Origin of the sequence: Streptomyces sp. NPDC090499, assembly GCF_044769305.1 — a bacterium.
Taxonomy (GTDB): Bacteria; Actinomycetota; Actinomycetes; order Streptomycetales; family Streptomycetaceae; genus Streptomyces.
The window spans coordinates 390235-414904 of sequence record NZ_JBIVXP010000003.1 but is presented as its reverse complement, the minus strand read 5'-3'; the positions used below and the strand labels follow the sequence as shown (position 1 = coordinate 414904).

Below are 24670 nucleotides of genomic sequence, written 5' to 3'. Positions count from 1 at the left end.
CGACCGTCCGACATCACCCGATCGAGCGACCCAGCGGTGGGATCTCCGTCCCGGCCCCGGCCGTTCTAACGAGTGCGAGGGCAGAACTCGGCCGCGAGCAGTGCGGATTCGAGGTCCGGGTCTGCGATCGCCGTCGTGTTCACACGGAACGTGAGGACATGCCGGCCGCCGATCGAGGCAGCGCTCCGCACGTAGCTGCCCGCGATCCGGCCGTTGTGTCCCCACACCGTGGTCCCGCACGGCAGCTTCACAGGAAAGATCCCCAGGCCGTACGCGCCATGTGCGGCACGGGTGTCGAGCATCTCGCGCAGCCGGCGCGGGGGCAGCAGCTCGCCGTCCAGCAGCGCCGCGTAGAAGCGGTCCAGGTCGTCGAGCGTGGTCACCAGCTCACCCGCCGCGCCGGCCACGCGCGGGTCGAGCTCGGTGACGTCGGAGCCGTCGGTCGCGTAGGCGCGGCCGTGCGGGGAGGGCAGTGAGGTGCGGGCACCGGGGAAGGACGTGCCCGTGAGACGGAGGGGGGTGATGATGCGGCGCCGGACCTCGGTGGCGTACGAGTGCCCGGTGACCTGACGGATGACCATGCCGAGCACGATGTAGTCGGTGCTGGAGTAGGCGTAGTGACCCAGCCGGGTCGAAGGGAGGGAGAGGGCGATGCGTACGGCCTGAAGCGGGGCCAGGGGGACGGCCCCCCGGGTGACCGTGGTGAAGTCGGCGAGCCCGCCGGTGTGGCCGAGCAGGGCCCGGAGGGTGATCCTCCGCCCGTCGACGCCGTGTCCGCGCAGCAGTCCCGGCAGATACCGCTCCACGGAGTCGGAGAGCGAGAGCCGGTCTTCCGCGGCCAGTTGCAGCACGACGGTGGCGATGAACGTCTTCGTGATGCTGCCGGCGCGGAAGTGGTCGGCGCGGGCGATGCCCCGGCCGGCGCCCGCGTAGCGGACGTCGTCGCCGTCACGGTCCAGGAGCGCGGCGGCCGGTGCTCCGCCTTTGATGACGAACTGTGACAGGAGGGGGTTCGTGGCCTCCGCGGAGGAGGCGGAACCGGCCATCAGCGGGGCGAACAGCAGGGCAAGAGCGACCGGTATGGCCACCAGTGTCCGAAGCGACGGCATCCGGGTTCCTCCCTTCTCGCGGCCCATCATCCCGCCCGTGTGACGCACTCGTCACCGGGGGTTCCGGTCGGCCGGCCCCGATGCGCGATCAGGGGGCCCCTGGGCGTCGGGCACTTGTCGGGTGAGGGACAATGGAGGCTCTGTCAGGGCGGGTTGCATGAGGGGACGCATGTCGGAGGCGGAGCGGGCGGGGACTTCTCGTCAGGAGACTCGTCAGGACAACAGTGAGCGTCTTCTCGCCGGGCGGTACCGGCTGGGAGGAGTGCTCGGCCGCGGCGGCATGGGCACAGTGTGGCGCGCCGAGGACGAGACCCTCGGGCGGACGGTGGCCGTCAAGGAGCTGCGGTTCCCGTCGAACATCGACGAGGAGGAGAAGCGGCGCCTGATCACGCGCACCCTGCGCGAGGCCAAGGCGATCGCCCGGATCCGCAACAACAGCGCGGTGACGGTCTTCGACGTGGTCGAGGAGGACGACCGGCCCTGGATCGTGATGGAGCTGGTCGAGGGCAAGTCGCTGGCCGAGGTCATCCGGGAGGACGGCCTGCTGGAGCCCAAGCGGGCGGCCGAGGTCGGGCTGGCGATCCTGGACGTGCTGCGGTCGGCACACCGCGAGGGCATCCTGCACCGGGACGTGAAGCCGTCCAACGTGCTGATCTCCGAGAGCGACGGCCGGGTCGTGCTCACCGACTTCGGCATCGCCCAGGTCGAGGGCGACCCGTCCATCACCTCGACCGGCATGCTCGTCGGCGCCCCCTCCTACATCTCCCCGGAGCGGGCCCGCGGTCACAAGCCCGGCCCGGCGGCCGACCTGTGGTCGCTCGGCGGCCTGCTCTACGCGGCGGTCGAGGGTGCACCGCCGTACGACAAGGGGTCGGCGATCGCCACCCTGACGGCGGTGATGACCGAGCAGCTGGAGGAGCCCAAGAACGCGGGACCGCTGAAGGACGTCATCTACGGGCTGCTCACCAAGGATCCGGCCAAGCGGCTGGACGACGCGGGCGCGCGGGCGATGCTCAACGCGGTCATCAACGCGCCGGCGGAAGTGCCCGCGGACGCCACCCGGGTCGTACCGCTGCCTCCGCAGCCCGAGGCGCCGCAGGAGGAGAAGGGCGCCGGGGCCAAGCGGGGCGAGGAGGCCGGGGAGAAGCTGCGCGGGGCGCTGCGGTCGGTGCGGAAGGCCGCGGGGGCGGCGGGCGCCGCGGCCGCGACCCGGACGAAGAACTCCGGCACGGGCGCCGAGGCGGGCAAGGCCTCGGCGCCCGCCGCCCCGGTCGTCACCGGTTCGCCCTCGGGGCCGGTCGGGGGTGCGCGTCCGGCCGCCGGTGGCGGGTCCGGTGCGGCCACCGCCCCGGCGGGGAGCAAGCCCGCGGCGGGCAAGGCGAGTTCGGGATGGCCCGTGATGCCGCCGCCGGATCTGGACCTGGCGCCCCGGCCCGTGCCCAAGGCGCCGCTCACCGACGTGGTGCCGAAGCGCACCCTGGTGGTCATCGCCGTGGTGGTGGTGCTCGCGGTGCTCGGTACCGTGCTCGCCGTCGTGCTGAACGGCGGCGACGGGGACAGCAAGGGGAGCGGCAAGAGCGGCGGTTCCAAGACGGTGGCGTCCGCGGGGGCGAGTGCGGGCACCGGTTCCGGTTCGGGGGCGAAGTCCGGTTCCGGGGGCGACTCCACCAAGCAGGACACGAGCGGCGGCACGCGGACGGACGGGGACGCCTCGGCGGCCGACGACTCCGGGAGCGGCGGCTCGGACGACTCCGGCGACGACTCGTCCTCGGCGTCGAACTCCAGTGGCAGCGGCACCGACAGCGGCAGCGCGCCGGTGGTACGGACGTACAAGGGCGACCAGGGGTACTCGATCGGGCTGCCCAAGGGCTGGAAGTTCCAGACCAGCAGTGCCGCCGGGGACCGGTTCACCGGGCCCGACGGGCAGAAGCTGCTGATCGCCTGGACGAGTACGCCCAAGGACGACCCGGTCGCGGACTGGGAGAACCAGGCGCGTTACATGGTGCGCTCCCAGTACCAGAAGATCCGCATAGCCGAGGTGGGCTACCGCGGCTGGAACACGGCCGACTGGGAGTTCACCTACGTCGACGGCGGCACCAAGTACCACACGGTCGACCGGGGATTCGTCGTCAGCCCCAAGCAGGGGTACGCGCTGATGTACACCGCGAAGGCCGACGACTGGAGCAGTGAGCTGCGCAAGGACACCTGGAAGACGCTGACGGTGTCCTTCGAGCCCAAGTGACAAATTCGCATCCCCACAATGAGACTTGCCTCCGGCACGTATCGTGAGTGGTTGCGGACCGTACGCATCCAGGTATGCATACAGAACGGGCCGCGAAACGAACGGATTTGACCAGCCGGGCGGCCGGGGGAGGCAACGTGGACGACTACGCGGGTCGGGTGCTCGCCGACCGCTACCGCCTGCCGCTGCCCCCCTCCGACGAGTACGAACACACCGAGACCCGGGCCTTCGACACCTACAGCGGGCAGGAGGTGTTCGTCCGCCAGGTGCCGTTGCCGGAGGTCGTCGAGGCGGAGGTGCTGGACGCCGAGGGGTTGCCGGAGGGTTTCACTGCGCGTGACCGTGGCGCGCGGCGGCCGCCGACGGCGCGCACCGCGACACGCCGGCCCAGCGACCCGGTGGTGCGGCGCGCCGTGGAGGCCGCGCAGGCCGCTGCCCGGATCCCCGACCATCCCCGGCTCGACCAGGTCTTCGACGTGTTCGCCGAGGGCGGTTCGCTGTGGATCGTCAGCGAGTCGGTCGCCGCGCGGTCGCTGGCGGCGGTGCTGGCGGAGCAGCCGCTGAGCCCGTACCGGGCGGCCGAGGTCGCCTCCGACGTGCTGATGGCGCTGCGGGTGCTGCACGCCCACGGCTGGGTGCACCGCAACATCACCACCCGCACGGTCCTCGTCTGCGACGACGGCCGGGTGATGCTGACCGGCCTCGCGGCCGGGGCCGCGGAAGAGGCGCTGTGCGGGTACGACCCGGTGCCGGCGCCCGAGGGCGAGGGCGGCGAGGGTGGCGCACCGGCCGACGGCCGTCGGTGGGCCGGCGTGGCGGAAGGTTACGCCACGCCCGGCGGTCCGCCCGGTCCGCCTGGCTCGTCCGGTCCACCGGGTCCGCCCGGCCCGAACGCTGCGCCCGGTTCGGGTGTTTCGGGCGGTTCCATCGGCTCGGGGGTCGTCCCCGTCGGGGGCATCGGGAGCATGGGTGGTGCGTCCGGTGGTACGGGCGGCGCGCAGCAGGCGCCCGGCGCGTCGGACACCGATCCCGAGGCAGCCCGGCGTGCCGCGATCCAGGCGCGGGCGGCCGGCGGCCTGCCGGGGGCCGGTCCGGACGAGGGCACGGGCGGCACCGGCCAGGGCGGCGCCGGTACGGGTGCCGTGGAGCGGCGGGCGCTGGAGACCGGCTCGGACATCCGGGCGGCGCGGGCCGGGGCGATAGCCGCGTACCGGGCGGGAGCCAGGGCCGCCGCCCGGGTCCATGAGGCCCAGCAGAACGGGCGGACCGCGCTGCCTGGCGCCCGGCAGCCGGCCGAGGGCGACACCGCGGCGCCCGCGGCACAGCCGCCGTACGGTCCGGGACACGCCAACGGGGCGGCGCAGCAGCCGTATGCCAACGGGGTGGCGCAGCCGCCGTACGCGAACGGGCAGGCGCAGCCGCCGGGCGGGGAGCAGCGGGCCGCCGCCGGTATGCCGCCCGGCCAGATCGCGGACCCGTACGGGGTGCGCGGCGCGCCGTCGCCCTGGCACGGTGCCGCACCCCGCCCCCGCCCCGGCACGCCCCCGGCGGTGGCCCCCGGCCAGGAACGCACCGCGCTCCCGACGGCCGGACCCGGTACGGGCGCGCCCAGGACCGGTGCCGAACTTCCCGGCGGCCAGGGACAGCCGCACGCGGTCGTCCCCGCGCAGGGTGCCGGACCCGCCGCCGCCCGCTGGGGCGAGCCCGGTGCCGCCGTCCCCGGGCGGCGGGGGCCCGGCACCGCGCTGGCCGCCGAGCGGGCGCGGCAGGTGCGGATGACCGTCGTGGGGCCGGTGACCGAGCGCTGGGCGCCGGAGCAGGCCGTTCCCGTGCACGAGAACTGGCAGCTGGCGGCCCCGATCGGCCCGGCCACCGACCTGTGGGCGCTCGGCGCGCTGCTGTTCCGGTCGGTGCAGGGACACGCGCCGTACCCGGAGGAGTCGACGGCCGAGCTGGTGCAGCTGGTGTGCTCGGAGCCGCCCGCCTTCGCGGAGGAGTGCGGGTCGCTCAGGCCGGTCGTGGAGTCGCTGCTGCGGCAGGACCCCACCGAGCGGCTGGACTTCGAGGAGCTGCGCGGCTGGCTGCGCTCGCTGGTGCGGTCCGCGCCCGAGCCGGACGCCGGTACGCACGTCGTCACCGCCCCGCCCGCCGACCCCAGGCGGCTGCCGATCGTCCGGCGCCGCGGTGAGCTGGTGCGCAGGCGCAAGGCAGGGCTCCCGGCACCGCACGGCCGGCACAAGCGGGCCCGGGAGGAGCCCAGGTCCCCGCGCAAGCTGGGCCGAACCCTGCTTCTGCTGGTCCTGCTCCTGCTGGCCGCGGCGGTCGCCTACGCCATGCTGTTCCTGCCGAAGAAGGGCACCGGGGACGAGGGCGGCGCGGCGACCGGCGACCGGACGGGCGCGGCCGGCGAGGCGAGTCCCGCACCCAGCCGGAACCAGACGCCCACTGCGACACCGACGCCGACCCCCACGTCGACCCCGTCCACCGAGACGCAGACCACCGCCGGTTCGACCGGCGGCTCCACGGTCGCCGACGGGTTCACCCTGCGCGACGACCCGAACGGCTTCCGGATCGCCGTGGCCAAGGGCTGGAGCCGCTCCCCGAAGAACGGCAGCGGCCAGGTGATCTACTCGCACGGGAAGTTCGAGCTGATCGTCGTGGCCGGACGGGACAGCGCGGCGGCCTTCGGCAGCGACCCGATGGCGTACCAGCGGGACAAGGAGCCGGAGCTGCAGCCCTACCGCGACTCCAGCTGGGCCACCGCGGGCGGGCTGCGGACCATCACGGTCGGTCAGCAGGTGTCGGCGGAGGGCCAGTTCACCTGGACGGGCCAGCAGGGCGACCTGTTCGTGCGCAACATGGTCTTCCTGATCAACGGGAGGTACCACATCGTGCAGGTGCGCGGCCCGGAGGCCGACCGGGACGAGGTCACCACGCTGTACGAGCAGGCGTCGGCGACGTACAGGTACACGGGCTGAGACGCAGAGGTAGCCGCAGACGTACCAGAGGGCGGGCCGGGCGGAATTCAACGCGTCCCCGGGGCAGTTGGTTCCCGTTCCGGTGCGGGGGTTTCGTTCACATCCGGTGGCGGAAGCGAGAACCGTCACAGTGCTGTCTCCGTGGGACCCCCCTTGTTCCCTGACCGGGGAGCGGTCCTTAGTCTGACCCTGACAAGAGCATTGCGGGGCAACGTGAATCAGATGCAGGGCCTGCTCATCGCGGGCCGCTACCGGCTCGCCGACATCATCGGCAGCGGCGGCATGGGCCGGGTGTGGCGCGCCCATGACGAAGTGCTGCACCGGGCTGTCGCCATCAAGGAGTTGACGGCCGCGCTCTACGTCTCCGAGGGCGACCAGGCCATCCTGCTGGCCCGCACCCGGGCGGAGGCCCGAGCCGCGGCACGCATCAACCACTCCGCCGTCGTCACCGTCCACGACGTGCTCGAACACGACGGCCGCCCGTGGATCGTCATGGAACTCGTCGAGGGCCACTCCCTGGCCGACGCGGTCAAGGAACAGGGGCGCATCGAGCCGCGGGAGGCCGCGCGGATCGGGCTGTGGGTGCTGCGCGCGCTGCGCGCCGCGCACAGCGCCGGGGTGCTGCACCGGGACGTCAAGCCGGGCAACGTCCTGATCGGCCGGGACGGCCGGGTCCTGCTCACCGACTTCGGCATCGCCCAGATCGAGGGCGACACGACGATCACCCGTACCGGGGAAGTGGTCGGATCCGTCGACTATCTCGCGCCGGAGCGCGTGCGCGGGCACGACCCGGGGCCGTCCTCCGACCTGTGGGCGCTGGGCGCGACGCTGTACACGGCGGTGGAGGGGCGCTCGCCGTTCCGCCGCACCTCGCCGCTGACCACCATGCAGGCCGTCGTCGAGGACGAGGCCGCCGAGCCGGGCGCGGCGGGCCCGCTGGAACCGGTCATCACGGCCCTGTTGCGCAAGGAACCGGCCGAGCGGCCGAGCCCCGAGGAGGCCGAGCAGATGCTCGCCGAGGCGGCGGAGGGCCGGCGGCCGAGCGGGGCACAGGCGTACGTGCCGACACAGTCGCAGCTCCGCGGCAGCGGCAGCGGCGAGGGGACGCGGCGGGACTCCGGCGGCGGGTACGAGAGCTTCCAGGAGGGCGCGCCGTACGAGGGCTCGTACGGCAGCAACTCCTACCCGAACTCCTACGCCGGTTCTCTCGGCGGCTCCTACGAGGGGCAGCGTCCCTCCAGTGGTGCCACGAACCCCCCGACAACCGTCGGCCCGCCCTCCGCGCCCGTCTCCGCCCGGCCCGGACGGCGCCGGCTGCGGACCCTCGCGCTCGTCGTCGCCCTGGCCGCGCTGCTCGGCGGCGGTGCGGCCGTGGCCCTGCAGCAGTGGGGCTCCGGACAGCAGGACGGCAGCGGCAGCGTGGCCTCGCCGGCCACCTCCGGCCCGTCCTCCTCGGACGGCGCGACCACCGCTCCGGACGGCGCCGTTCCCGCCGACTGGCAGGCCGTGCACGACCCGTTCGGCTTCGGCCTCTCGCTGCCCAAGGGCTGGCAGCGCAAGGTCTTCGGCGTCGACGGCGACCTCAGACAGGTCGACTACACGCCCGACGGCGGCAGGCACTTCGTGCGCATCGCCATCGACAGCTCACCGGACTTCTCCAACGCGCTCGCGCACCAGCAGGACCTGGAGCAGCAGTTGCAGAAGCTGGTCGACTACAAGCGCGTGACCATGAAGCAGAACCTGTACCGGGACCGGGACGGGTCGGTGTGGGAGTACACCTGGACGGCGCTGGCCAAGGACGGGGCGAACGCGGCCGGGCCCCGGCGGGCGATCGAGGAGACGTACTACTCACGGGCGGGCGTCGAGTACGCGATCTACGTGTCGTCGCCGGCGAAGGACTGGGCGACGGCCGACCGGCAGTTCAAGTGGATCCTGCAGAGCTGGCAGGAGCCCGGGTCGTCCGGGTGACGCGCCCGCGCGCCGCGGAAAGCCCCGGAAAGGGGCCTTCCGGTCAGGTGTCTTGGCTTGTCACCGTCCGGAAGGTTCGGGTCCGGTGCGGCATCATGGGGCCATGGGGACCGACGGGGACGCCGTCCGTCTGATCGCGGGGCGTTATCGCCTGCAGGCGCGGCTCGGGCGGGGCGGGATGGGTGTCGTGTGGCGCGCGGCCGACCAGTTACTGGGGCGGGAGGTCGCCGTCAAGGAGCTCACCGTCGACGACTCGCTCTCGGACGACGACGCCCGGCTGCGCCGTGAACGCACGCTGCGCGAGGCGCAGGCCGTCGCCCAGCTGCACCACCCGCACATCATCGTCGTGCACGACGTCGTCGAGGACGGCGGACGGCCCTACATCGTCATGGAGTTGATCGAGGGCGGTTCGCTCGCCGACCGGATCTCGCGGAGCGGGCCGGTGGACGTGGGCGAGGCCGCGCGGATCGGGATCGCGCTGCTGAGCGCGGTGCGGGCGGCGCACGGGGCGGGGGTGCTGCACCGGGACATCAAGCCGGCGAACGTGCTCGTGGAGGCCGCCACCGGGCGTGTCGTGCTCACCGACTTCGGTATCGCCCAGGTCGCGGGCGCCACCACGCTCACCGAGACCGGGTCCTTCGTCGGCTCGCCCGAGTACACCGCGCCCGAGCGGATGTCGGGCGGCCGGTCCGGCCCGGCGTCCGACCTGTGGTCGCTGGGGGCGCTGCTGTGCGCGGCGCTCAGCGGCGAGTCGCCGTTCCGGCGCGACTCGCTCGGCGGGATCCTGCACGCCGTGGTCTCCGACGAGATCCGGCCACCGGCCCAGGCCGAGCCGCTGCTGCCGGTCGTACGGGGGCTGCTGGAACGGGATCCCGAGCGCCGGCTGGGTGCGGCGGAGGCCGAGCTGATGCTGCGCGGGTTCCTGGAGACGGGGGCGGTGACGGGCGCCGGTGGCGCGGCGCGGAGCGCGGACGTCGCGTCGTACACGCCGACCCAGCGGGACGTTCCGTGGCCGCCGCCCCCGGAGCCCGCGGTGCCGCCCCGGACCTCCACCCGCGGGGTGCTGGTCGCCGCGCTGCTGGTCGCCGCGATGGCCGGGGCGGGCGTGTCGGCGGCCACGCTGCTGTTCCACGGGGGCGGGGGCGGCACCGCCCCGGGCCCCGGAGGCACGACGGCCGTCACCGCCTCGCACCCGGGGGCCCCCTCGGCCACGGCCACCACGGCGTCGCCGTCCCTGTCCCCGTCCGCCCCGCCCCCCACCACCCACTCCCGCACCGCGCCCTCCGGCTACCGCCTCGCGCGGGACCCGGCCGGCTTCTCCCTCGCCGTCCCGGAGGGCTTCACCCGCGACCCGCAGGGCGAGCGCGTCTTCTACATGTCGCCGGGGCAGACCTTCCGGCTCGGCATCAGGCTCTCCGAGACGCAGACCGGCGGACCGGGCGGGGTGATGCGGCGCGCGGCGGCCGAGGGGCCGAGCACGAACCCCGGCTACCACGACGGCCGGGTCACCGACACCACCCACTCCGGACATCCCGCCGCCTTCTGGGAGTTCACCTGGAAGGGCTTCAGCGCGGCGGAGGGCCCCCGGCACACCTACGACCTCTGCTGGGAGGAGGGCGGCCGGCTGTACGACGTGTGGGTGTCGGCGCCGGTCGGGAAGGTGCGGGAGGCGCGGGAGTACTTCGACGTGGCCGTCGACACGTTCACGGCCACGTGAGGAAGGACCGCTACCGAGTGCGCCGGACCAGGTCCACGAGACGGCGGGCGGTGCCGGGGCGGTAGGCCGGGCCCTCCAGCCGCAGCACGGCACCGTTGCGCACGACCGCGTACGCGACCGGCGCCGGCGCCTTCGGGAGGGTGACCGGGTGCCGTCCGGAGGGCAGTTGCAGGCGGGCCGGGAGGCGCAGGTGCACCGCACCGGCGTCGGGGACCAACTCGGCGTTCACCGCCAGCGTGGACACCGTGACCTTGACGGGGGCCGGTGCGGTGGACGCGGCCACCGCCACGTACGGCAACGGGAGCGAGTGCCTGCCGTGGGCGGAGTTCGCGGCGGCGGCTTCGGCGGTGTCGGGACCGAGCTTGCGCAGGCGGGGGCCCACGTCGAGGGTGAGCTGGGCGCGGCCCGCCGTCCAGTACGGGAGGGCGAGCCGCCCGCCGGTCAGCGCCGGGTCCGCGGCCGGGGTGTTCGGAGCGGCGTCGCCGGTCATGCGGATCAACCGGTCGACGCCCAGGAACTGGACGTACGCCCATACCTCGTGCGGCCCGCGCTCCAGCGGCCGGCCGCCGGCCAGCCGCTCCGGATCCAGGCTGAGCCGGCCGGACGCGACGAGCCGGGAGCGGCCTTCCCCGTGCGGTTCCAGCCGTACCTCCAGGTCGCCTTCCGGGTACCACCAGTCCTCCCGGTCCCGGTCCTTGACGACCAGTTCGGCGTAGGCGAGCCGGAACGGGTCACGGACGTCCCAGCCGTCCTCGGTTCCCGGCACCCCGTCCAGCAACTCCGGGTCCAGCCAGTGCTTCCCGTCCCGCCGGACGAGGACCAGGGGCTCGCCGTCCCCTCGTACCAGGCTCAGCCTGACATCGGCGACCAGCCGGCCGTCCTCCCAACGGGGCCGGCCGAGTTCGCCGCGGGCCTGCACCTCGCGGATGTGCTCGGCGAACGCGACCGCGCCGTCGAAGTCGCCGCGTTCGAGGAGTTCGGCCCGCAGCCGTGACACCGCGGGCAGCCCCTCCCGTACGGCCGGCGGGAACTCCTCCAGGGCCAGCTGACGGGCCGTCTCGAAACGCGGGCGCTGATCGGCCGGGTCCTCGCGCAGGACTTCGGGTTCCCGGGCGCGGGCGAGGATCTCCACCTGGTAGAGGCGGTGCAGCAGCCGGTTCTGCAGCGCGTCGAGGTCGTCGGAGGGCGGGGTGCCGTCCTTGAGCTGACGGGCGATGGTGCGGAGGTTGGGCCAGAACCCGTACCGGGGGTTGAACCGGTGCTGGGTGTTGTTGCCTCCGTCGTCCCGCTTCATCCAGTAGTAGCAGGGGTAGTCGGCGAGGATCGCCACGCGCTGCGCCTTCAGATAGGCGGCGGTGACGAAGAGCATGTCCTCGAGGAACCAGGGTCCCTCGGGGAAGCGCAGGCCGTGCTGCTCGACGAAGGCCCGCCGGAACATCTTGTGCGGCGTCAGCGTCTGCATCAGCTCGTCGTTGTCGATCGTGCAGGCGTCCACCGTGTGCCGGAACACCCGGCGGGGCCGCACCATGGTGCTGGACATCTTGCCGAGCACGACGTCGGCGTCGTTCCGCTTCGCGTGCTCGTACAGCCGCTCCAGGGCCTCGGGCCCGAGCATGTCGTCGTGGTCGACGAACTGCACGTACTCGCCCCTGGCGTGCTGTATGCCGAGGTTGCGCGGCGCGCCCGGCCAGCCCGAGTTGGGGCGGGTGCGGACCTGGACGTTCGGATGCGCGGCAGCGATCTTCTCCAGCCGGGCCAGGGTGTCGTCCGTCGACCCGTCGTCGACGTAGATCACCTCGTACTCGTCGGCCGGCAGGCTCTGCCCCAGCAACGACGGTGCGCACTCGTCGACATAGGCCCCGGTGTTGTAGACGGGAACGATGACGCTGACCTTGATTCTCGGCATTCCCCGGATTTTACCTGCTTGGCCAAGTGTTGACGAACCGTTTGCAGGAGCGGGGAGGGTGATACGCGCGCGGGATTCGGATAACCGAAACGCGAGGCTCGACCATTCTGCCGAATTACCGGGAGGGTCGGCGGGCGTAATTGTCCCGACGGATCGCGACGCCGAATACCGGTAAAAGGGGCCGCCGCGGACCGTGGTGGTTTGCAGATATGAAGCTTCTTGCGCTCATGAACATATCACGACCATTCAGGAGCCGTCATGTGAATATTTTGTGAAGCACCGTTGAGTTGCCTCGGACGAGGGTGTGAGTGGTGCATCGTTTGTCCCTTTTTCGCACCCGGGGTCCCCTTCTCGTTCGTTGCGATGCATAAGGCAAAGATGGTGACACTCTGTGTGGTTGCCGTGTGCAGCTGGTTTCCCGGGCGGTCTTGACGATCTTTATTTGGTTCGTATTTAGTCTCCTCTTACGTCATTCATAGGGTGGTCTTACCTGGGCTTGCCCGACGGGAAAACGAGGGGTGGAGTGTGCGTACGCGTACACATCTGGCGGGGAAAATGGTCGCTTTGGCCGGCCTTCTCCTGGCCGCGACGGGGGGCGTGACGCTGACCTCGCCGGAGGCGGCCGCCGCCACATGCACGGCGGGGACGGCGAGCGATTTCAACGGCGACGGGGTCCAGGACACGGTGATCGCCGACCCGGGCGCCACGGTGAACGGGGCCAGGCGCGCAGGACTCGTGCGGGTGGTCCTGGGCGGGGGCAAGGGCGTCTCGGAGATCTCGCAGGCGACCAGCGGCATGGACGCGACGCCCGAGACCGGCGACGGCTTCGGCACGTCCTACGCCGCCTACGACGCCGACGGCGACGGCTGCAGCGACCTGGTCGTCGGTGCGCCGTTCGAGGACGTCGTGAAGGACGGCAGGAATCTCGTCGACGCAGGGGCGATCTACATCGTCCACGGTACGCCCACCGGCATCGGGACGGGCTCCGCGATCCAGGGGTACAGCCAGGCGGGGTTCGACTCCGGTACCGCCACCGAGGCGTACGACTGGTTCGGCTACGCGCTGAAGGCGGGCACGGCCGCGAGCGGATCGCCGTACCTGGTCATCGGGGTCCCCGGCGAGGGGGTCACGGTGAGCGGCACGACGTACGCCGACGCCGGGTGCATCGAGTACGTCCAGGGCACCACCAAGGTCTCCCTGACCCAGAACTCTCCCGGGGTGCACGGCGACGCCGAGGAGAACGACCGCTTCGGCTCCTCGCTCGCCGGAACCAACCGCTACTTCGCCGTCGGTGCTCCCGGTGAGGGAGCGGGTGACCTGGCGTTCGCCGGCGCGGTGGACGTCTTCAGCCACACCCTCTCCGGCGGCATGCCCACGCCGCTCGTGGGGATCGGCCAGGACAGCACCGGGATCGGCGGCGCGGCGGAGGCCGGGGACCGCTTCGGCTTCTCGGTCTCCATGACCGGCTACCGGCCCGGCGACCAGACCTACAACTCCGACGTACTGCTGGCCGTGGGCATCCCGGGCGAGGACATCGGGACCACGCCGGACGCGGGCGGGGTGGCGGTCGTCCGCATCCAGCCGTCCGGCGCGTACACCCAGGTCGCGGCCTTCGACAACAGCGTCGCGGACGTCGAGGGCGACGCCGTCGCCGGTGACTTCATGGGCCAGCGCGTGGCGATCGCCAACACCGACACCACCGTCGTGACCACCACGGCCGACGTCCGACTTGCCGTCGGCGAGCCCGGCAAGGACACCCCGACGGTCAAGGACGCGGGCGCCGTGCACATCTTCCGGCCGCTCGACGCCGCCCTCGGCACCAACGACAAGGAGCTCTTCCGCGGCTCGGGGCTGCCCGGCACCGCCACCGCCCGCGACTACACGGGCGTCGCGTTGGTGGGCGGCAGCACCAACCTCTACGTGGGCGTGCCCTACAGCAAGGAACCGGCCACCTCGAAGGGCGTCGCGTACGTCATGCCGTGGTCCGACATCGACGGCACCACCAGCACGGGGACCACCGTCCACGTGCCCGGTTCGGGCGGCCTGCCCGACGCGGGCTCGACGTTCGGGGTGATCGGGTGAACGGCCGGCACGGGAGCAGAGAGCACCGCACCATGAAGATCCGCAGCACACCCGGACGCCGCCCCCTGGTCGCGGCCGCCGCCGTGGCGGCCCTGCTGACGACCGGTCTGAGCGTCGTCCCCGCCCCGGCCGCCGAGCAGACGTCGGCCGGCAAGGACACCTCCGCCGGCAGCGGCACCTCGCTCTCCCCGGACGCCGCCCGGACCCGGGCGAAGAAGTCCGGCAAGGCCGTCGAGGTCCAGAGCCTGCGCGACGAACGCAGCACCACCGTCGCCAACCCGGACGGCACGTTCACCGTCAGCGAGTACGTCCAGCCCGTCCGCACCCGCGTCGACGGCAAGTGGACGGACATCGACACCACGCTGGTCAGGCGGAAGAACGGCACCCTCGCCCCGAAGGCGGCGCTGACCGCCATGTCCTTCTCCGGCGGCGGTGACACGACCTTCGCCGAGATCGAGAAGGACGGCCACTCCGTCTCCCTGGACTGGCCGGGCAAGCTGCCGAAGCCGAAGATCGACGGCTCCACCGCCACGTACCGCGACGTCCTGGACGGCGTCGACCTCAAGGTCACCGCCAGCGCCGAGGGTTTCTCGCACGTGCTGGTCGTCAAGGACGCGAAGGCGGCGGCCGACCCGGAGCTGGCGAAGCTGCGGCTCCCCGTCGAGACCTCCTCGGTGAAGCTCGCCGAGACCGGGGACGGCGGGCTGACCGCCACCGACACCGGCGCCGGCGGTGCGGTCTTCGAGGCGCCGCAGCCGGTGATGTGGGACTCCAGCCACGCCACCGCGGACGCCGCGGACGCCGCGGCCGCCGCCGCCGAGAGCACCCAGACCCCGCCCGAGGGCGCCCGGATCGCCGACGTGGGCGTGGACGTGTCCGCGGGCACCATGACGCTCACCCCCGACACGGACCTGCTCACCGACGCCGACACCGTCTACCCGGTCTACATCGACCCGGTCGTGAAGACCGCCACCCGCACGGGCTGGACCATGGTGTCCTCGCACTACTCGGGCACCTCCTTCTGGAAGTTCGACGACGACGAAGGCGTCGGCCTGTGCCCCTCCGACGTGTCGGTCCGGTGCAGCAGCGCGACGGACGTGAAGCGGCAGTTCTTCGCGATCCCGACGGGGACCTTCGCGGGCAAGGACATCGTCAGCGCCGAGTTCGCGGTGACGCAGGTCTTCACCTACAGCTCGAGCGCCCGTGAGGTGCAGCTCGCCCGGGTCAACAGCACCGGCGCGAGCGCGATCAGCTCGAAGACCGACTGGGCGAACCAGCCGTCCTCCAAGGCGACGATCGGCACCAAGTCGCCCACCGACAACGCCGGTTCGTGCACCTCGACCAACCAGAACGTCCGCTTCGACGTGCAGGGCACCCTCCAGACCGCGGCCGACAAGGCCTGGGACACCACCACCTTCCGGCTGAAGGCGGGCAGCGAGTCCGACACCTCGTACTGGAAGCGCTTCTGCGGCAACGCGCACCTCGAAGTGACCTACAACCGGCCGCCGTTGGAGCCCGTCCAGGACGACCTGCAGATGAAGCCGGGCGGTACCTGCGAGTACGGCGCGGCCACCGAGCACTACGTGACCGAGGCCCCGCGGGTCTCCGCCGTGATCCGGGACTACGACCACGGCGACACCGGCTCCAACTCGGAGACGCTCCAGGCCCAGTTCAAGGTCTGGTGGACCAACTCCAGCGGCGACACGGTCACGCACTACGCCACGACGGCCAAGAAGACCACCGTCGACTCCAGCTGGAGCGACCAGACCGGTGTGGCCACGTTCTTCTACACCGTCGGCAGCGATGTCGCGGGCGACGGGGAGGCCGGGTTCACCGTCCCGGCGAACACCACCGTCGGCTGGGCGGTCCGCGGCTACGACCAGCAGTCGTACGGCCCCTGGTCCAGCGACGGCGACCAGACCCGCTGCGAGTTCATCTACGACACCAGCAAGCCCAAGTCGGCCGCGATCACCTCGGCCCAGTACCCCGACGACGAGGCCTGGCACACCGGCGTCGGCGACTACGGCGACTTCACCATGGACTCGCCGTCCACCGACGTCACCAAGTACACCTACTACCTCACCGGCCCGCAGGCCGACAGCACGAAGAAGACGGTGGCCGCCGACTCCACCGGCGGACCGGCGACGATCCGCTGGATGCCGCCGAGCGAGGGCACCTACACCCTGCACGTGACCGCGGTCGACGGCGCCGGCAACGCGCAGAAGACGCCGACCGTGCACGTCTTCCTGGTCAGCGACGGCCGCGCGCCCGTCGACGCCTGGACCCTCGGTGACGCCAGGGGCTCCACCAAGGCGGCCGGCAGCAGCACCACGCCCGACGCGACGGCCGGTTCCGGAGTGACCTTCGGGGCGCAGGGGCCGCTCGGCTCCACCGACACCGCCGCCTCCTTCGACGGCACCGAGAACGCCTACCTCGACTCGGGCACCGCCTCCGTCGACACCGGCAGGACCTTCTCCGTGAGCGCCTGGGTGATGCTGCCGACGCTGCCCACCCAGAACATGACCGTCGTCAGCCAGGACGGCACCGCCCAGGCCGGCTTCGAGCTCGGCTACGACAAGGACACCGCCTCCTGGACCTTCCGCATCCCGGTCAGCGACATGGAGACGCTGGGCAGCTGGAAGGTCTCCGGCGCGGCGGCCGTCGCGGGCAGCTGGACGCACCTGATCGGCGTCTACGACGCCGAGCTCGGCAAGCTGATGCTGTACGTCAACGGCGTCCTCGTCGCCGACGACGTGCAGGCCCGGCACACCGTGTGGAGCGCGCCCGGCGCCGTGCAGATCGGCCGCCGGATCGACCTGGACGGCTACGTCAACAACCTCAGGGGCAGTGTCGCGGACGTCAAGCTGCACGACCGGGTCATCCCGCCCACCGAGGGCCAGGAGCTCGGCGGCATCCAGCCGCACCAGCTGGCCTACTGGCAGCTGGACGAGGCCACGAACGCCGTCTCCCCGGAGACCGGCGGCGGCACCGGCCTCACGCTCGGCGGCGGCGCGTCCGTCTACACACCGGACGAGTCCTGCGACCCCGAGGCCGACCCGGACTGCACCCCGCCGGCCGAGCCGCTGTGGGGCGACGGGCACCTGGCGCTCGACGGCGTCGGTGGATACGCCACCCGCGCCGCCGCCGGACCGCTCACCGCCCAGGACAGCTTCACCCTGACGGCCCGTGCCCGGCTGGCCTCGGCGAGCCCGGCGGCGGACGAGACGGTGCTGTCGCTGTCCGGCGCCAACGGCACCGCCGTCAAGGTCAGGTACTCGGTGGCCGACGCCCGCTGGCAACTGGTGCTGACCGGCGCCGACTCGGCGACCCCGGTGACCGTCACCGAACTGGACAAGGGCGACGTCCCGAGCTCCGCGGGCGACGGCGACCACCTCGCCCTGGTCTACAACGCGGTCTTCGGCGACGCGCTCCTCTATGTCAACGGAGTCGCCACCGTCGACGTGTCCTGGGACAACACCTGGGACTTCAGCACGACCAGCCTCCAGGTGGGCCGGGCGCTGACCGGTTCCTCGGCGGGCGAGTACTTCTCCGGTGCCGTGGACGAGGTGCGCATGTACCAGGGTCCGCTGGACGCCTCGCTGGTCGCGCTCGTCGCCGACCTGCCGGGCGGCGCCAGCATCGACGAGACCTCGGCATAACCGGCCCCAGGCGTGGGCGGGCGGCTCGACTGTAAGCCGCCCGCCCTTCTCGGCATGCCTGCCGTTCCCGTACATCCCCTACCTACAGGAGAGTTGATGTCCTCGCCTCCCTGGTTCCGGTCGGCACGACCGGCCTGGCGAAGCGGTCGCAGAAGGGCCGCGGTGGTCCTCGGACTGGCGCTGTCCATAGGGCTGCTGCCGCAGTACGCCCCCACGGCCACCGCCTCCGACAGCGGTGTCACCCGGCCCAAGACGCAGACCGACCTCGACCGTCCGGTGCGCGGCAGGAGCGCCACCGCCAAGACCTTCAAGAAGACCGACCAGGCCGCGAAGGCCGCGGTCAGGAAGACCTCCAAGGCGCACTGGCCCGAGGCGGGCAGCGCCGAGGTCGACCTCGGCGGCAAGGCGGTCAGGGCCGACGGCCTGCCGCTGACCGCGAAGGCGGCCGGCGGGGCCAAGGGCGCCGACTCGGTCCGTGTCCGGGTCCTCGGCCGCAAGGCCACGGAGGCGGCCGGGGTGGACGGCGTGCTGTTCACCGTCGCCCGCTCCGACGGCGCCGCGACCGCGGGACCGGCCCAGGTCGCCCTGGACTACTCGGACTTCGCCGACGCCTTCGGCGGCTCCTACGGTTCCCGGCTGCGGCTGGCCACGTACCCCGCGTGCGTGCTGACGACGCCGGAGAAGAAGTCCTGCTCGACGCCGACCTATCTGAAGACGGCGAACGACCCGGCCAAGCAGACCCTGACGGCGACCGTGCAGGCGGCCGCCGACACCTCCGGACTCTCCGGCCAGCTCCTCGAAGCGGACTCCGCCGCGTCCACGGCCGCGTCCACCGCCACGTCCACGGCCACGGTCGTCGCGGCCACCGCGAGCAGCGGCGGCGACGGCGGCGACTACAAGGCGACCGGTCTCTCGCAGTCCTCGCAGTGGGGCGTCGACACCAGCTCCGGCGCGTTCACCTGGTCGTACCCGATGAGCGTCCCGCCGGTCCCCGGCGGCATGCAGCCGACCGTCGGCCTGAGCTACAACTCGCAGTCCATCGACGGCCAGACGGCCACCACCAACAACCAGGGCTCGTGGATCGGCCAGGGCTTCTCCTACGACCCCGGTTACATCGAGCGCAGCTACAAGGCCTGCGCCGACGACGGCCACGACGACACCAACGGCGACGAGTGCTGGGCGTTCGACAACGCCACCCTGTCGCTGACGGGCGGCAGCTCGGGCCGGCTGGTCAAGGACGACAAGACCGGCGAGTGGCGGATCAGCTCCGACGACGACTCCAAGGTCGAGCACCTGACCGGTGCCGTCAACGGCGACGACAACGGCGAGTACTGGAAGATCACGACCGGCGACGGCACCCAGTACTACTTCGGCCTCAACCACCTCACCGGCTACGCGAGCGGCAACGAGGAGACCAACTCCACCTGGACCGTCCCGGTCTACGGCGACGACTCCGGCGAGCCCTGCTACAAGTCCACGTTCGCCGACGCCTACTGCACGCAGGCCTGGCGCTGGAACCTCGACTACGTCGTCGACCCGCACGGCAACGCCATGTCGTACTTCTACGGCACGGAGACGAACTACTACACGCAGGGCCTGAAGACCACCGAGAACGGCAAGGCCTACGTCCGCGGCGGCTACCTCAAGCGCATCGACTACGGCCAGCGCGACGGCTCGGTGTACTCCACGAAGCCCGCCGCCCAGGTCGTCTTCACCACCGCGGAGCGCTGCGTCGGCTCGCTGACCGACTGCTCCGCCGACGCCCTCAAGGACGCCACGGCCGCCGACTGGCCGGACGTCCCCTGGGACCAGAACTGCACGTCGGGCAGCAAGTGCCCCGGCCAGAACTCGCCGACCTTCTGGACCCGCAAGAAGCTCACGAAGATCACCACCCAGATCCGTACCGGTGACGCGACGTACACCCCGGTCGACGTCTGGAGCCTCACCCACGACTTCACCGACAACGGCGACGGCTCCAGGTCGCTGTGGCTGAGCAAGATCGATCACACCGGCAAGGTCGGCACGGACGCCTCGGTCCCGTCCGTCCAGCTGTACGGCACCCAGCTGCCCAACCGCGTGGACGAGACCGGCGACAACATCCAGCCCTTCTACCGTTTCCGCCTCTCCGGGGTGCAGAACGAGTCGGGCGGTGTGCTCAGCGTCAACTACGCCGACAACCAGTGCACGACGGGCAACGTCCCGGCGGAGGACTCCTCCGTCAAGCGCTGCTTCCCGGTGAAGTGGAGCCCGCCGGGCGCCACCGACCCGATCACGGACTGGTTCCACAAGTACGTGGTCGCCTCCGTCGTGCAGACCGACCTCACCGGCGGCAACGCCGACCAGGTCACCTCGTACACCTACCTGGGCGACGCGGGCTGGCGGAAGACGCCGGCCGACGGCATCACCAAGTCCGAGGACCGCACCTGGAGCGACTGGCGGGGCTACGGCAGGGTCCGGGTCGTCACCTCCGACGGCACCAACTCCGCCGCCAACACCCGCACCGAGCACGTCTTCTTCCGCGGCCTGGACGGCGACGTCGACAAGAACGGCACCACCCGCTCCGCGACCGTCACCGACTCCAACGGCGTCTCCTACGACGACTCCGACTGGAAGGCCGGCCAGGAGCTGGAGACGCTCACCTACAACGGCGACGACATCACCGAGAAGTCGGTGACGGTGCCGTGGACCGCGGTGACCGCGACGGAGACCCGGGACTGGGCGACGTACAAGGCCCGTTACGTGGCGACGGGTTCCACCGACACCTACACCGCCCTCGCGGTGGGCGGCTGGCGGCACACCAGGTCCACCACGACCTACGACGACGCGACCGGCCGTGAGAAGACGGTCGACGACGACGGCGAGGTCGGCGTCGCCGACAACCAGTGCACCCGCACCGAGTACGCGGACAGCGCGAGCGCGCACATCTACACGATGGTCTCGCGGGTCGAGAAGGTCGGCGTCGACTGCGCGTCCACCCCCGACCGCTCCAAGGACGTCATCTCCGACGACCTGACCTACTACGACGGTTCGACGACGCTGGGCGCCGCCCCCACCAAGGGCGACCCCACCACGACCAAGCGCCTGTCGGCCCACGACGGCACGACGGCCACCTACCAGACCACCGCCGTGAGGACGTACGACGCCAACGGCCGCCCGCTGGTGGTGAAGGACGCGGAGACCGCGTCGTCGTCGACGCAGTACACGTCCTCCACCGTCTACACGGACACCTACGGCCTGGCGACCAAGTCGACGGTCACCAACATCGACGGCTGGACGACGACCACCGAGTACGCCCCCGCCTGGGGCCAGCCGACCGCCAAGACCGACCAGAACGGCCTGCGCACCGACCTCGCCTACGACGGCCTCGGCCGCCTGGTCAAGGTCTGGCTGCAGGACCGCCCCAAGGCGGGCAACTTCACCCCGTCCATCACGTACGAGTACCTGATCCGCGGCGCCGGCGGCCCGGCCGCCGTCCACACCCAGAAGATCGAGAACGACGGCACGTCGTACGGCAGCGAGTGGTCGCTGTACGACGGCTGGCTCAGGCCCCGCCAGGACCAGACGGAGGGCGAGGGCGGCCGCATGGTCGCCGACACGCTCTACGACGGTTCGGGCCGGGTGGTGAAGGTCAACGACACCTACTTCACCACCGGCGCCCCGTCCTCGACGCTCTTCGACCCGGTCAACGCCGACCTCGACGCGCAGACCGTCACCCAGTACGACGGCGCGGGCCGCACCACGGCCTCGGTCTTCCAGGTCCAGGGCACGGAGCAGTACCGCACCTCGTACGCCTACGGCGGCGACCGCGTCACGACCACCCCGCCCAGGGGCGGCGTCAGGACGACGGTGGTGAAGGACGGCCGGGACAACACCACGACCCAGATCCAGTACCCGGCGGACGGCGCGGCGGTCACCACGTCGTACGGCTACGACGACGCCGGCCGGCTGACGAGCGTCACGGACGACAAGAGCAACAACTGGAAGTACACGTACGACCAGCTGGGCCGGAAGAAGACGGCCGTCGACCCCGACACCGGCTCGTCCTCGTACACCTACGACGCCCTGGACCGCCAGACCTCCGTCACGGTGAACGGCGACAAGACGTCGACGCTCTACGACGAACTGGGCCGGGCGGTCTCCACCTGGCAGGGCGAGGCGACGACGGGCACCAAGCTCTCCGTCACCAAGTACGACACGGCCTACAAGGGCGAGCTGTACGGCGTCTACACCTACAAGGACGGCGCGGTCTACTCCTCGGTGACCTACCCGACCCTGGACCCCGACAACGACTACGCGCCCGTCTCCACCAAGTACTACCTCTCCAAGACGGCGGAGCCGCAGCTGGGCGGTACGTACGAGTTCACGGCCCAGTACAACGACGACGGCACCCTGCAGAGCCAGGGCCTGCCGGCGACCGGTGACCTGTCCGCCGAGTCGGTCGGGTACGTCTACGACGGCCTCCAGCGTCCGACCGGCCTCAACACCTCGCTGGGCGGCCTGAGTTACGTCACGGACGCGTCGTACTCGCCGACGTCGAACCTGGAGCAGCTGGAGCTGTACACGGGGGAGTCCACGGCGAAGAAGACGTGGATCACCAACAACTACGAGGCGGGCACCGACCGCCTGACCGACTCGCGGGTGGACGTCCAGGGCGCGCCGAGCGTGGCCTACGACGCGAACTACACCTACGACGCCGCCGGTGACATCCTCTCCGTCGCCGACACCCCGACCGGCGGCACGGGCGACGTCCAGTGCTTCTCGTACGACGGTCTGGGCCGCGTCTCCTCGGCGTGGACGTCGTCGGTCGCGTCGAACGACGCGAAGGGCACGGGCCCGACGGACGCGTCCTGCGCGTCGGGAGCGTCGTCGACGACGGTGGGCGGGGTCTCCCCCTACTGGACCGACTACGGCTACGACACCATCGGCAACCGCACGAGCGAGGTGCGCCACGGCCTGAACGGCGCGGCGACGTCGAGCCGCAACTACAAGTACGGCGAGACGGGCTCCGGCCCCAACGGCGCCGCCTCCGGCGCCCACACGGTGTCGTCGGTGACGGAGAAGACGGACGCGACCAGCACCACGCCCGCCGTCACCTCCCAGAACTCCTACACCTACGACGCCACGGGCAACACGAAGACCCGTGTCCTGGACGGCGACACCCAGTCGCTGGCCTGGGACAAGCAGGGCGAGCTGACGACGGTCACGAACGCCGACAACTCGGTGACGACGTACAAGTACGACGCGTCGGGCTCCCGCGTCCTTCGGGACACGCCGACGGAGAAGACGTTCTACCTCCCCGGCACCGAACTCCACTACGACAAGTCGACCGCCAAGGTCACGGCGACCCGCTACTACAGCTTCGCCGGCACCACGGTCGCGATGCGGGAGGCGGGCGGCGTCCACTTCCTCGCCTCGGACAACCAGGGCACGGCACAGCTGTCGGTCGACGCGAAGACGGGTTCCACGACCCGACGCCGCATGGACGCTTTCGGCAACGTCCGCGACGACTCCACGTCGTCATCGTCCGGCTGGGTGAACGACAAGGGCTTCGTCGGCGGCACCGTCCAGAAGTCCACGGGCCTGACGACACTCGGCGCTCGCGAGTACGACTCCGACACCGGCCGCTTCATCTCGGCGGACCCGGTGGTCGACTACACCGACCCGCAGCAGATCAACGGCTACGCGTACGCCAACAACAGCCCGATCTCACACAACGACGCGTCGGGCCTCCGCCTCGCCGACTGCGTCGGCGGCTGGAACGAGTGCGGCCCCGGCCCCTCCACCCACCGCGGCGCGGTGGGCACCAGCGACAACGGCGGCTCGGGCAGCACGGGCAGCGGTACGACCTACACCCCGGCCCAGGCGAAGGCGGACGACGCCAGAGCGAAGGAGGACTCCGCCAAGCAGCGCGCGATCGCGGTCGCCAAGGAACTCGGCAAGATCGCGATGGACGAGCTCGGCATCACCGACGCCCTCGACTGCTTCACCACCGGCAACCTGGGCGCCTGCGGCAACACGGCCCTCAACGTGGTCGGCTCCTTCCTCGGCGGCGGCCCCCTGGCCAAGCTCGCCAAGAAGTACCTCTTCCGCTGGGACAAGGCCGCAGCCCTCGGCAAACGCATCTACGGCCTGGGCAAGGACCTGCTGAAGTCCTTCAAGGACTGGCGCAAGAGCAGAAAGGAAGCGGACCGGCTGGCGGAGGCCGCCGAAGCCTGCGTCGTGAAGAAACCCAACAGCTTCACTCCTGATACCAGGGTGCTGATGGCGGACGGCACGGCCAAGGCCATCAAGGACGTGAAGATCGGCGACGAGGTACTGGCCACCGATCCGGAGACAGGGAAGACCAAACCGGAGAAGGTCACGGCCGAGATCAAGGGCGTGGGCCTCAAACACCTCGTGAAGGTCACCGTCGACGTCGACGGGAAAAAGGGCTCGAAGACGGCGTCGGTCACCGCGACCGACAACCATCCTTTCTGGGTGCCGGAGTTGGGCGAGTGGATCTCCGCCACCGACCTGCACTCGGGCGAGTGGCTGACCACCGGCTCGGGCACCCGTGTCCAGATCACCGCGGTGAAGCGCTGGACGGCCCTGACGGCGACGGTCCACAACCTCACGGTCGGTGAGGTGCACACGTACTATGTGCTGGCAGGGACCACGCCGGTTCTGGTCCACAACTGTGGCGTACACCCGGACGAACGCGCCGGCCTCGACTTCACCGACAGTGGACGTCAAGAGGTCTACGACGAGAATCTGGAGAGGAACGGCGGCGTTCTCAAATGCGACTACTGCGGTCAGACCGTGGAACGGCGCGCCTCCAGAGGTGCGGACGGAAAGGCGATCAAGGGCAAGCCGGATGACGCTCAGATCGATCACGAGATTCCGAAGATGCAAGGCGGCTGCGGATCCTCGCACAACGGCTGTGTAGCCTGCCGAAGGTGCAATCGGGACAAGTCGGCCAAGACGGTGGAAGAGTGGGACGATGAACTCCGTGAATTCGCGGAGCCGTAAG

At 71.5% G+C, this 24670-nt stretch carries 9 protein-coding genes; 7 read left to right on the top strand and 2 right to left on the bottom strand.

What is annotated here, in order from left to right; translation table 11 throughout:
• Window positions 1-65: 65 nt before the first annotated feature.
• Window positions 66-1109: a serine hydrolase domain-containing protein gene (locus tag ACIQVL_RS13805; protein ID WP_403475401.1), complete on the bottom strand. Its 1044-nt coding sequence runs from the start codon at window positions 1107-1109 to the stop codon at window positions 66-68.
• Window positions 1110-1278: 169 nt separating this feature from the next.
• Here ACIQVL_RS13805 and ACIQVL_RS13800 point away from each other — a divergent pair, with 169 nt between their 5' ends.
• The 4 genes from ACIQVL_RS13800 (at window position 1279) to ACIQVL_RS13785 (ending at window position 10014) form a co-directional block, all read left to right on the top strand.
• Entirely contained in the window at window positions 1279-3351 is a 2073-nt protein-coding gene (locus ACIQVL_RS13800) for a serine/threonine-protein kinase (RefSeq protein WP_403475400.1), read from the top strand.
• Between the two features lie 137 nt (window positions 3352-3488).
• A complete protein-coding gene (locus tag ACIQVL_RS13795) occupies window positions 3489-6329 on the top strand; it encodes a protein kinase (RefSeq protein ID WP_403475399.1) in 2841 nt (946 codons plus the stop codon).
• A gap of 222 nt (window positions 6330-6551) precedes the next feature.
• On the top strand, window positions 6552-8297 hold the full coding sequence (locus ACIQVL_RS13790; protein WP_403475398.1) for a serine/threonine-protein kinase: 1746 nt from the start codon (window positions 6552-6554) through the stop codon (window positions 8295-8297).
• 103 nt (window positions 8298-8400) lie between these two features.
• Window positions 8401-10014, top strand: a complete 1614-nt coding sequence (locus ACIQVL_RS13785; protein WP_403434158.1) for a serine/threonine-protein kinase — start codon at window positions 8401-8403, stop codon at window positions 10012-10014.
• 10 nt (window positions 10015-10024) lie between these two features.
• Here ACIQVL_RS13785 and ACIQVL_RS13780 read toward each other — a convergent pair whose 3' ends face one another.
• Entirely contained in the window at window positions 10025-11920 is a 1896-nt protein-coding gene (locus tag ACIQVL_RS13780; RefSeq protein WP_403475397.1) for a glycosyltransferase family 2 protein, read from the bottom strand.
• Window positions 11921-12475: 555 nt separating this feature from the next.
• Here ACIQVL_RS13780 and ACIQVL_RS13775 point away from each other — a divergent pair.
• From ACIQVL_RS13775 to ACIQVL_RS13765, 3 genes are all read left to right on the top strand, one after another.
• A complete protein-coding gene (locus ACIQVL_RS13775; RefSeq protein ID WP_403434164.1) occupies window positions 12476-14002 on the top strand; it encodes an FG-GAP repeat protein in 1527 nt (508 codons plus the stop codon).
• A 32-nt stretch (window positions 14003-14034) separates the two neighbouring features.
• Entirely contained in the window at window positions 14035-17661 is a 3627-nt protein-coding gene (locus ACIQVL_RS13770; protein WP_403475396.1) for a LamG-like jellyroll fold domain-containing protein, read from the top strand.
• 162 nt (window positions 17662-17823) lie between these two features.
• Entirely contained in the window at window positions 17824-24669 is a 6846-nt protein-coding gene (locus ACIQVL_RS13765; RefSeq protein WP_403475395.1) for a polymorphic toxin-type HINT domain-containing protein, read from the top strand.
• The last annotated feature ends 1 nt before the right edge of the window (window position 24670 follow it).

Coding starts and splice junctions, on each gene's coding strand:
- ACIQVL_RS13780 (WP_403475397.1), bottom strand. CDS start 11,920: ATGCCGAGAATCAAGGTCAGCGTCATCGTTCCCGTCTACAACACCGGG.
- ACIQVL_RS13770 (WP_403475396.1), top strand. CDS start 14,035: ATGAAGATCCGCAGCACACCCGGACGCCGCCCCCTGGTCGCGGCCGCC.
- ACIQVL_RS13800 (WP_403475400.1), top strand. CDS start 1,279: ATGTCGGAGGCGGAGCGGGCGGGGACTTCTCGTCAGGAGACTCGTCAG.
- ACIQVL_RS13785 (WP_403434158.1), top strand. CDS start 8,401: ATGGGGACCGACGGGGACGCCGTCCGTCTGATCGCGGGGCGTTATCGC.
- ACIQVL_RS13805 (WP_403475401.1), bottom strand. CDS start 1,109: ATGCCGTCGCTTCGGACACTGGTGGCCATACCGGTCGCTCTTGCCCTG.
- ACIQVL_RS13790 (WP_403475398.1), top strand. CDS start 6,552: ATGCAGGGCCTGCTCATCGCGGGCCGCTACCGGCTCGCCGACATCATC.
- ACIQVL_RS13775 (WP_403434164.1), top strand. CDS start 12,476: ATGGTCGCTTTGGCCGGCCTTCTCCTGGCCGCGACGGGGGGCGTGACG.